General features: G+C 47.5%; 2 tRNA genes. Both read left to right on the top strand.

What is annotated here, in order from left to right:
* Positions 1 to 47 precede the first annotated feature (47 nt).
* Positions 48 to 124, top strand: a tRNA-Ile gene (locus tag EP747_RS24055).
* 8 nt (positions 125 to 132) lie between these two features.
* Positions 133 to 225: transfer RNA gene (locus EP747_RS24050), tRNA-Ser, on the top strand.
* The last annotated feature ends 110 nt before the right edge of the window (positions 226 to 335 follow it).

Raw genomic sequence — 335 nt, 5'->3', positions numbered from 1 at the left:
TACCCGTGAGGTCGTGGGTTCGACTCCCTCCGCCGCTACTTATTTAAGGACCTTTAGCTCAGCTGGTTAGAGCAGACGGCTCATAACCGTCCGGTCGTAGGTTCGAGTCCTACAAGGTCCACCACTTATAATGGAGTAATACCCAAGTCTGGCTGAAGGGATCGGTCTTGAAAACCGACAGGGGTGTAACAGCCCGCGGGGGTTCGAATCCCTCTTACTCCTCCATTTTTATTAAATTTCATATTAATGGAACTAACTTAGTTAGTATCCACATTATCGCGGGGTGGAGCACGAATGAATATGCTTCGAAGAAATTACTTCAGCATACCAATCGA

Source organism: Gottfriedia acidiceleris (assembly GCF_004138285.1).
GTDB lineage: Bacteria > Bacillota > Bacilli > Bacillales > Bacillaceae_G > Gottfriedia > Gottfriedia acidiceleris_A.
Note: the sequence above shows the minus strand (reverse complement) of the source record. Positions and strands in the feature narration are given on the sequence as shown.